Here is a 10,025-nt window from a genome sequence, read left to right as displayed (position 1 = left end):
TTCAAAGACTCGTTAACGGAGTTCAGAGGTGGATTCATCCAGTTCAAAGACTCGTTAACGGAGTTCAGAGGTGGATTCATCCAGTTCAAAGACTCATTAGCAAAAAAACTACTAGGAGATGGGAAAATCTCTACTTCCCTATTCTTACAAAAGAGAAACTGGGGTTAGAGTCTTGCGCCAGCGCTTCACTGCTATTTGCAATTCCTCCGACAACCAGCTATCAAATTGGGGATAAACTGGCGATCGCGGCACCAATTCCCACCCCGCAGGCTGTAAAATTTCTCTTAATGCCTGTTCCTGAACATGAGGATAATCAGGATTCACTTCATCTTTTGGCCCAATTCCGCCCAAATCTCGCGCACCAGCTTCGATACAAGCGAGTAACCATTGGTCATCTTTAACTAAATTCGGCGGAATTTGAATGGTAATATCTGACGGTAAAATCTGACGCGCCCTGAAAATGACTTCCGGTAACTGATGAGGGTCAAAAGGTGGTGCATCAAAGGTTTGCTGATGTCCTGGACTATGAGGTTGCAGGATAACTTCTTGAATGTGATGGTAATGTTGATGCAAGTCAGATATAGCTTCCAAAGTTTCCCACCAATCATCTACAGTTTCTCCAATTCCCAATAGCAACCCCGTTGTAAAGGGAATCTTTAACTCTCCCGCCCATTGCAATTGTTGTAAACGAACTTCTGGTAATTTACTCGGTGCGTGCCGATGTACACTATTTAACAATGTTGGCGTTAACTGTTCCAACATCAGCCCCATCGAAACATTTACACCCTTGAGCTTTTGCATTTCCTCAAAACTCAGTGGACCCGCGTTTGTGTGCGCTAAAAACCCCATTGAAAGCGCTAATTCACACAAATCATAAATTCGCTCAAACCACGCCTCACGCCTTGGCGAATGGGGATGCACTTCACCACTGAGTATGAGGATTTCACAGACTTTTTCGTTTTGAAGTGGTTTTAAAATACTGTTTGCATCTGAAAGACTCATCCAGGAAGTTTTACCCGGTTCACTGCGAAAGTTGCAATAACTACAACGATTAAAACACTCGTAAGTGGGAACGATTGTATAAGCAGGGCTATAAGTGACAAAACGAGAATTATTAATTGGCATAAGCAGCATAATCTAAAAAAATGCCTTGCTCAAACTATATAGATTACCGTGTGACTATTGTTGTCATGATATAGCGTTTCCTAATAAAATGAGGTACAGCTTAACCATAAAGCTGTGTTTTATCTCCCCTCTCCGAACTCACGGAGAGGGGTTGGGGGTGAGGTTTTGATCTGATGTACTTCATCGACCTGGGAACCGCTATATTTGATCAACAAGAACTATTTTGCTTTGTAAATTTCTGGTAGCTGCCACCAAGTAATATGAGGATATTCGTGATGTTCTTCATGGTAGCCGAAATGATAGCAGGTGATAAATGACCACCAAATTGGACGGCTAATCGTTTGGGAACAATGAGGCTGAATATAACCTCCTATGGGTTCGCTATGAGGGAGGAAAGTACCAAAATAAAATAATTGTAATGAACTTAAAAGCGAAGGAAGCACCCAAAAGTAATTTAGATTATCACTGGGTATATGGAGTATATATTTAGCAAAGTTATAAATAATGGTTAGAGCAATTATTTGTCCCCAACTCCAGTAACCTTTCATAAAATGAAAATACCAAGCCAATAAATTTTTGTGTTTCCCATTATGGAAATCTGGGTCTATTTGACTTGCTGGATTGTGGTGATGCAGCCAATGTTTTTTCAATAATTTTTTATATGGTAAAAGACCATAAAAAGATAGGGTTAATGTCCCAATAAAATGATTAATCTTGGTGTTCTGGGGAAACACTACGCCATGCATAGCATCATGAGATGTAATAAATAATCCCGTATATAAAAATGTTTGCCATAGTATAACAGGCGATAACATCCAAATTTTTAACTTGGAGATGTCAAGGGAAAGTAATAAACTCAGGCTAATAACCCATGCGCTAACAATGATAATAGCAATGAAAAGTCCCTTAAACTGAGATTTACTTTTCACTACTGGGGTCAGTTTTGGTTGATGACTGGGTGGTTGTTCTAGTTGATTCACGCTTTTAATCCGCCTAGTATTCAGGTAAAAATTCCTAAAATATAGTCACCACAAAAAGCACTAACCACCAGCCAGAAAACTCTATCAGTGGTCAGTGTTTTGCATTGGATAGTGCCAATACTTTAAAATGTTTATAAATATTAAGATACTTTAACTATTATTACACATGCAAGCCGATACCAACAACATTTTCGGTTGAGAAGTTAGATTCATTAAGTAAAAACACTTATCTTATTAGTATTTATAAGAACTAATATTTTCACTATAGTAATTTCTAAACAGCCAAAGCTGGCGGAAAGGATGGTAACATAATTAGCGGGAAGAGTAGGGTATGAAGTGGAGTAATTCCCGCATTACGCTGTAGCCGTTTGACCATAGCTAAACGACCGTTCCCAAGTTTGGACTGAGGAGTAAACCCCAACTGTAAAGCTTTACGATCCTTGCTATTGTATGCGTTTTGTGTTGCATGGCTTGGGTAAAGTCCCATTGTTGATTTTCCTGAAGAATTAAATTATGTTTCTCATCCTGTTTAACCAATAAATTACAGCTATCTATCTGTCTATAGTACTAAAGTGTAAATAAGTCTAAAGGATGAGATTTTCAAGATTGTCAGCAAATACTTCTAAATTAGCGAAATAGTATTTCAGATGTCAAAAAAATCTCACGAAAGTTTTAAACACGCATCCCTACTCGCTGAGAGCGTTGCTTTCGGTCCCTGCAATAAATTGCGGGCTAATAGCTAAAGTACGTTGAAACGCACTGAAATTAAAGAAATTAAAATGAATTGGGGCTGATGAGTTAGACCCCTATCAATTCGCCAATAGTATCTTTCTAATCGCCAGGGCTAGGTGCAAGATGTGAGTGACGATTAGCTTATGACTCGCACTCCCGTTTAGTTACATAGTGGCGATAGCGAAACATTGCTTCTAGTTGCACTTGCACTAACCAACCACTGACAAATTCAACTGTTCCTCCGCCAGGCATAGAGAAGGAAATAGCATCAGTTAATTTAGTTTTGCCATTTTCCGGTTCAAATTCATGTCGATGTACCCAAGACTCAAAAGGGCCAGATATCTGTTCGTCGGTAAACAGGCGATATTTTTCACATTGAGTATGACGCGCTAACCAAGTTAAGGGTAATGGTCCGAGAAACAGGCGAAATTCGGTGATAGCGCCCACGTTCAGCCCCCCCTCACGACGAACAATTTGGACTGGCTGCCAAGGTGGATTCAGTAGTTGCAAAATATCTGGCCTTTCGTGAAATTTCCAAACTACTTCTGGTGAGGCATTAATTACTGAGGAATGTTTAAAGTGCAGCATGGAAAGAAAAACCTAAAATTCAACTTTCGGATTCGGTATCAATCTCGATATCTAGGGTATCTTCATCAACCCGTATATACAAAATATTTGGGTTACAGCAAACTTGACAATCTTCAATGTAAGATTGCTGTCCTCCAGCACTCAAATCAATAAAAGTTAAGTTCGGTTCGCCGCAATAAGCGCAGTAATACTCAGCTGTGTTTTGCATCAAGTTTTCAGCTATGAATTCAATGGTATTGGGCATGGGGCATGGGGCATTGGGCATTGGGCATTGGTTTATTTCTCCCTTATCCTCACCTACTGCTGTGTCCCCACTCCCCTATTATCGAGTCCCTCCCAGTAATGGCTGTAGTTGCTTAGGGGATGGATTGATATAACTTTTAGCATCAGCCAAATGCTTTAGTAGTGTAGACTGTGGCAGAGGCCCTTGCAAGTGGCTCCAGGGTAATACTTGCTCTGTTGACCATTCGGCGTGGACGTAAAAATCTAAGTCGGGGATTTGTCCTTTGAGTTGTTTGAAAGCACGTTTGTAGCTACCCAAGGAGTCGCCAAAGTCACGAGTAAGTTGGAGGAGTTGCGAGAGTCTACGATCGCCTCTCGATAACAAAGCCTGTATAATTGACCAATTATAGCTTTCTGGGCGAAATTCTATCCCCTGTGGTTTCAACTGTTTTTGCAAAAACTGCAACCGCTTTTCTGCTTGACGATTTACCCCAAACCATTGAAACGGTGTGTGTGCTTTGGGTACAAAGGTGCTGCATCCGTATGTTAACCGCAATCCCGGCGCAGCTTTTTTGATATTACGCATCATCGCCACGGTTTGCTCTAAATCCTCTGGTTCCTCACCGGGAATTCCGGCCATTCCGTAGAGTTTCAAGCTTTTTAATCCGCCAGTTTTGGCATTTATCGCCGCTTGGATAATTTCATCGTTATGCAGCTTTTTGTTGATGATTTGCCGGATTTTTTCAGAACCACTTTCTACAGCAATTGTAAGCGATCGCGTGTCTCGTTTTGTCAAAGTTTCTGCTAACTGCACTGTTACGGTATTGGTTCGCACTGATGCAATACTGAGACGGACATCATCGTACTTTGGCTGACTAATATAATCTAGCAATGCCTCAAACTCTGGATGCTGAGTTACAGAAGCCCCCAATAATCCTAGCCGATTTGTGACTTCTAAACCTCTGGCGATCGCGGGAATTAAAGAATCTTCAAGACTCGCTGTTCTAAAAGGCAGTGTGAGATAACTCGCCAAACAAAAACGGCACATTTCTGGACAACTTCTCACCACTTCCACCATGTAAATATTTTCCCATGCGGCTTTTTCGGTGACTACAGTCGAAGCCGATAGAGTATTTCCCCGATAAGTCTGCTTTTGCACCACTGCGGGAATTTCGGGAGAGATTGGTTTAATTGACTTTACTGCACCATCTAGGCTGTGATATTCAACTTCATATAAACTGGGAATATAAATTCCTGGTATTTGTGCAAGTCTTTTTAGTTGAGTTTGTCTAGAAGCATTTCTCACTTCTTTGTAAGCTTCAATGAAATTCCCCAGCAGGTTTTCGCCATCTCCCAGTAAAACGACATCAAAAAAAGCTGCAAAAGGTTCGGGATTCGCTGTGAGAACTGGGCCACCACCAAAAATTATCGGATGAGAATCATCACGAGAAGTTGCCAGAATCGGAATTTCTAAAGATTCCAGCAAATTTAAAATATTCACATAATCCAGTTCCCAGGAAATCGAAAATCCGACAATTTCCGGCGTTCTGGGGAGTTGTTCGTGAGTATCTGTAAACAGGCGACTCACCTGCACATCATCACGCATTGCCAAGGTTGCCCAAACTACTTGATAGCCGAGGCTAGTGATACCTACGCTATATTCATTGGGAAAGGCAAAGATTATGGGGATAGCGTTTGTATCTGGGGTGGCGGGGGTGAAAAGGAGGCGTTCAGAGGTAAATACAGATGATGTCACAGGTGTTTTTTAGAGGCAAGTTTATCTATATCTAATTTTAAGCCATAGAATAATCAAGTTAAAAATAAATGTCACGCTGTTCGCAAGAATAATCGGTAAGGATTGTAGATATATTCCGTAAATTAACCACAAAAAAACACCAGTTGTGAATGTAATCAGCGTCAACAAAGAAACATCTTTTGCTGATTTTGTTTGCCAAGTTTTAAACATCTGTGGCAAAAAAGAGATTGTGGTTAGTGTGGCGGCTGCTAATCCGATAATTGTCAGAAAATCCATTTATAGAAACCTATAAAATAAAGTTTTTGTTGGTTAAGAATTTAGAACCTGATTTTTATAATACTGTTTAATGTCTTCGATTTTACATTATAACGTGAGGTAGAAAATGGATAAAACAAAAAGGGAAAAAGTTAAACTCCTTTCCCTTCTCATTTCAGCTTTATCTTAATTATTAAAGGATATGTGATTGAAACTAGCAAAACCGATTAATTAATTCTTCACGGGATAACTGTAATAGTAAAGGCGTAAACTCCTCTGGTGATAACGCTAATAAAGGTTCAATAATTGCTTGAAGCTCATTATCTATTTCACCAAAGCGAACTTTGAGCAAGTTTTCCACCACCAAGCGTTCTCCCTGCTGAATTCCTTGTTGTTTAGCCTGTTCTCGGTCTTGTTGGTAAAGTGGTGCTAATCGCATAAGTAATTCCCTATCTTCCTCGTCTTGATTTTGAGTGACTTGCAAGTTTTGTTGCAAGTTGTACAGCAATTCTAACGCTGCTTTTCGGAAAGGATTATCAGGCGTAAGTGCTTCTAGTTCGTCAATTGCTTGCTTTTGAACGTTCCCTCTACCAATGATTCTCAGCCATAAGGTTTCTGAGATAGATGGCAACTGATGAATTGTTACTATCGCGGTACGCAAATATTCTGGCATGAAGTATATTCCAGGTAGGTAGTCATTTTTTGGGTTAGCACCAAATCCTGATAAGAGTTGTGCTGATGCTGTGGGGGTAAGAATCCATAATTTTGGTAAATCGGATTCTAGAATACGAGTTTTATTTCGATTTGCTTGTCGTTGTAAATCACCACGTACCTCTAATAATTTTAAGAGACAATCGCAAATTTCTGTAGCTGAAGCTGCGTTACGAAAGGGTTCGAGTAGAGAAGGGGTAGCGATAATTTGACCTAATAATCCGAGTGTTTCTGGTATGTTACTTGGTTGTGGTTTGGGGATGAAATAAACATCAATCTGTCTAACTTCTCCTGCGACTCGTCTAGGCGCTTGGACTTCGCCGTAAGGAGTGAGTAATTGTTCAAGGTAGTCTTTGGCAAATTGGTCGTGAATAAATCTGGTCTTGTTGGTAATTTGGTGATGCAAACCAGTTTATTTATTATTGTCTGACGATTTTTTGAGAGTCTAGACCGTTGGGGCGACTAATGGTTGTCGTAGTTGGTGATTTGGGCTTAGGCTAGTTGTCCTGTGGGGAGGTCGGTGATTTGGAGGGTTAGGTCAAATGGGTTGGTGGGGTCGAAGAGGATGTTCCAGAGGGCGGGTGCGGTAGAGTAAATGTTATCGAGTAATGGTATTGAAAAATGAAGGTCAAGAGACAAAGAATTACTGTTGAGGAATTGCTGAGGAGATATGCGGTTGGGGAGCGAGATTTTACTTATGTTGTTATTGATGACTGGCGTGAAGATTTGCCCAGAGGTGTTGACCTTAGTGGTATTAATCTGGAGGGTTCCTCCCTCAATGTTGATTTTAGTGGTTGTATTGTGAGAAAAGCTAATTTGCGATACACTATCTGGCACTTTTGGAAGTGGGAAAGTGCTGACTTGAGTGGTTCCGACATGACTGGGATTAACAATATGGATAGTTGTCTCTTCATTCGCTGCAACTTTAGCAATACTATCTGGAATCAAGCCAGTTTGTTCCAATCCACCTTTGAAGACTGCGATTTGACTAATGCCGACTTCGATAATGCTAGTTTGACTGAAGTTGACCTCTATGGGTAAATTATGAGAAGAAATAGTTGAAAAAATGTTTTCAGTAGATAATTCTGATTCTTCAGCTAATAAAGAAGAGTTAGGATTTTTTCTTTCAGTCCCATCCTTATATTTAATAATCCAACTAGATTTTAGCTCGTTGGCTATTTGAGTAGGAAGATGATTAAAGAAATCATACTCAGGACTAGGGCTAGTGGTAGGAGAAGTGTTATGAGTCCGATTTAAATATCCTTCTAATGTTCAATACCTTAGCCAACTTACGAGGGTTTTGAGACTCTTTAGCCATGTTGATAGTAGATGCGATCGCACTTAGTTAAATGTGTTATCCGCTACTATAGCAACACCAATAAAAAAGGGCGACTAAAATACCCACCCCACAAGAATAAATATTTTCTGAAAGCTGACAAAAAATCAGGAATTAAAATCTTAACAAGAGTCATAATATTAGCTGGAACTATTTTCAAAACATATCGTTAAAAATCCTGTTGCCTGAAAGCTAGGGAATGTCGAAATCCAAAAAATTATATGAATGCTGAAGACTTCTTAAAACAAGGATTAAACCACAATTTGCAAGGGGATTATCAAGGTGCGATCGCAGCTTATACCCAGGCAATCAAGCTCAATCCTAACTATGCCGAAGCTTACCATAATCGAGGAATTATTCTCAGTGGTCAACTCAAAGATTATCGTAGTGCGATCGCAAACTTCAATCGCGCCATAGAAATCAATCCCAATTTTGCTTTAGCCTACTGCAACCGAGCTAATGCACGTTACTTTTTAGCCGACTATGAAGGAGCGATCGCTGATCATAACCAAGCATTACAAATAGATCCCAATTTAGCCCAATCTTACCACAGCCGGGGTAATGCTTACTTTGCCTTAGAAAAATACGACAAAGCGATCGCAGATTATATCCAAACAATAGAAATGAGTAGCCAATTAGCTGATAATATCAATATTGATATTGCCAATGCTTATCATAATCGGGGTGTCGCTCGTTTTGAAAGCGGTGATAATCAAGGAGCGATCGCGGATTTTCAGCAAGCTTTACAATGGCATCCCCATTTTGCCGCAGCTTACAGCAATCGGGGTAATATTCATCAAATCTTAGGAAATTATCACGAAGCGATCGCTGATCATAACCAAGCATTACAATTAGATCCTAAATTGGCGGAGGCTTATCATAACCGAGGTAACGCCTACTACGCTTTAGCAGATTATCAAAGTGCGATCGCTAATTTCAACCGCGCAATAGAAATCAATCCCAACTTTGCTGGAGCATACTATAATCGGGGTCTGGTTCTTTCTTATCTCAAAGAATATCATCGAGCAATTGAAGATTTTAACCAAGCATTAAAGCTAAATCCTGATGATGTGCAAGCCTATTGTGAGCGGGGTCTTGTTCGTAGTACTATTGAAGATTATCAGGGTGCGATCGCAGATTATGACCAGGCGTTACAAGAAAATCCGACACTAGCTTTAGTATACGGTTTTCGGGCGAATGCTCGTCGCCGATTGGGAGATTATCAAGGTGCAATTGAAGATAGCAATCGCCTATTACAACTCAATCCTAATTTAGCAGAAGGATATTGCGATCGCGCGGCGGCTCGTCGTTCTTTAGGAGATCATAAAGGTGCAATTAAAGATTATGATCGAGCATTACAGATTAATGATAACTTAGCCGCAGCTTATTATGGTCGGGGTATTGCCCGCGAAGCCCTGCAAGATTTACAGGGAGCAATTGATGATAACACCCAAGCAATAGAACTTGTTCCTGATTTTTCCCAAGCGTACTGTAATCGCGGAAATGCTCGTCGTCTTTTAGGAGATGAACACGGAGCGATCGCAGATTATAATCAAGCATTAGAAATTAATCCCAATTTAATTGAAGCATATTACAACCGAGGTTCTACCCGCTATGCTTTAGAAGAATATGAAAGTGCGATCGCAGATTATACCCAAGCTTTGCAAATCAATCCCCAATCTGCTGCATTTTACAGCGATCGCGCCAATGCTCGCTATGCCCTAGAAGATTATCAAGGAGCAATAGAAGATTACAGTCGAGCGATCGCGATCGACCCCAGCTTTGCTGAAGACTGGTACAATCGGGGTCGTAGCCGTTCTTTATTAAAAGACTTACAAGGAGCGCTAAAAGATTTAAACCAAGCCTTACAGCGTCAGCCTAATTGGGCTTCAGCTTACATCCTTCGGGCAGATGTCTACCAAAATCTGGGAGACTCTCAAAGAGCAATTGCCGATTTCCAGAAATCCGCAGACTTGTATTATCAAGAAGGAAATATCCAGTATTATCAACAAATTATTGAGCTAATTGAACAGCTTCAATAAGGGAGTGGGGAGTGGGGAGTAGGGAGTAGGGGACTTCCAAGAATATAAATTAATTATTCAAGGAAACGAACCACTCCAGACGCAGAGAACACAGAGAGAAGAGAAATAGAGAGGATTTTTGCGTCAGTTTTGGGATATTTTTTATTTGGAAGTCCCTAGTGGGACTAAATTCTCCCTTGTCCCCCTCATCCCCCTCATCCCCCTCATCCCCCTCATCCCCCTCATCCCCCTCATCCCCCTCATCCCCCTCATCCCCCTCATCCCCCTCATCCCCCTCA

10 protein-coding genes are annotated in these 10,025 nt (G+C 40.7%); 2 read left to right on the top strand and 8 right to left on the bottom strand.

The features are described 5' to 3' along the window. Positions 1 to 144 precede the first annotated feature (144 nt). The 8 genes from cofG to V7K27_RS17745 all read right to left on the bottom strand — a co-directional run bounded on the left by cofG (position 145) and on the right by V7K27_RS17745 (position 6,775). Positions 145 to 1,125 (bottom strand): 7,8-didemethyl-8-hydroxy-5-deazariboflavin synthase subunit CofG, encoded by a 981-nt coding sequence (gene cofG / locus V7K27_RS17780; RefSeq protein WP_334949417.1) that lies wholly within the window; start codon positions 1,123 to 1,125, stop codon positions 145 to 147. A 218-nt stretch (positions 1,126 to 1,343) separates the two neighbouring features. Then, positions 1,344 to 2,105 (bottom strand): beta-carotene ketolase CrtW, encoded by a 762-nt coding sequence (gene crtW, locus V7K27_RS17775; protein WP_334949415.1) that lies wholly within the window; start codon positions 2,103 to 2,105, stop codon positions 1,344 to 1,346. A 274-nt stretch (positions 2,106 to 2,379) separates the two neighbouring features. Beyond that, positions 2,380 to 2,592: a hypothetical protein gene (locus V7K27_RS17770; protein WP_442947625.1), complete on the bottom strand. Its 213-nt coding sequence runs from the start codon at positions 2,590 to 2,592 to the stop codon at positions 2,380 to 2,382. Between the two features lie 386 nt (positions 2,593 to 2,978). Next, on the bottom strand, positions 2,979 to 3,425 hold the full coding sequence (locus tag V7K27_RS17765; RefSeq protein WP_334949414.1) for an SRPBCC family protein: 447 nt from the start codon (positions 3,423 to 3,425) through the stop codon (positions 2,979 to 2,981). Between the two features lie 19 nt (positions 3,426 to 3,444). After that, positions 3,445 to 3,633 carry a CPXCG motif-containing cysteine-rich protein gene (locus V7K27_RS17760; protein WP_300418224.1) on the bottom strand — a complete coding sequence of 63 codons (189 nt, stop codon included), beginning with the start codon at positions 3,631 to 3,633 and terminating at the stop codon, positions 3,445 to 3,447. Between the two features lie 114 nt (positions 3,634 to 3,747). Continuing rightward, the gene (locus V7K27_RS17755) at positions 3,748 to 5,403 is read right to left on the bottom strand and encodes a B12-binding domain-containing radical SAM protein (RefSeq protein WP_334949413.1); all 1,656 of its coding nucleotides are present in this window, start codon (positions 5,401 to 5,403) and stop codon (positions 3,748 to 3,750) included. 21 nt (positions 5,404 to 5,424) lie between these two features. Further along, positions 5,425 to 5,622: a SemiSWEET transporter gene (locus V7K27_RS17750; protein ID WP_334949416.1), complete on the bottom strand. Its 198-nt coding sequence runs from the start codon at positions 5,620 to 5,622 to the stop codon at positions 5,425 to 5,427. Between the two features lie 250 nt (positions 5,623 to 5,872). Beyond that, positions 5,873 to 6,775 carry a hypothetical protein gene (locus V7K27_RS17745; protein WP_334949412.1) on the bottom strand — a complete coding sequence of 301 codons (903 nt, stop codon included), beginning with the start codon at positions 6,773 to 6,775 and terminating at the stop codon, positions 5,873 to 5,875. 215 nt (positions 6,776 to 6,990) lie between these two features. Here V7K27_RS17745 and V7K27_RS17740 point away from each other — a divergent pair, with 215 nt between their 5' ends. Together V7K27_RS17740 and V7K27_RS17735 are read left to right on the top strand one after the other, a co-directional pair. Continuing rightward, positions 6,991 to 7,410, top strand: coding sequence for a pentapeptide repeat-containing protein (locus V7K27_RS17740; RefSeq protein WP_334949411.1), 420 nt, complete (start codon positions 6,991 to 6,993; stop codon positions 7,408 to 7,410). A 516-nt stretch (positions 7,411 to 7,926) separates the two neighbouring features. Continuing rightward, complete coding sequence (locus V7K27_RS17735) at positions 7,927 to 9,747, top strand: tetratricopeptide repeat protein (RefSeq protein ID WP_334949410.1); 1,821 nt, start codon at positions 7,927 to 7,929, stop codon at positions 9,745 to 9,747. The last annotated feature ends 278 nt before the right edge of the window (positions 9,748 to 10,025 follow it).

Source organism: Nostoc sp. (assembly GCF_036919575.1).
Taxonomy (GTDB): Bacteria; Cyanobacteriota; Cyanobacteriia; order Cyanobacteriales; family Nostocaceae; genus Nostoc.
This window is presented reverse-complemented; position numbering and strand designations above follow the sequence as displayed.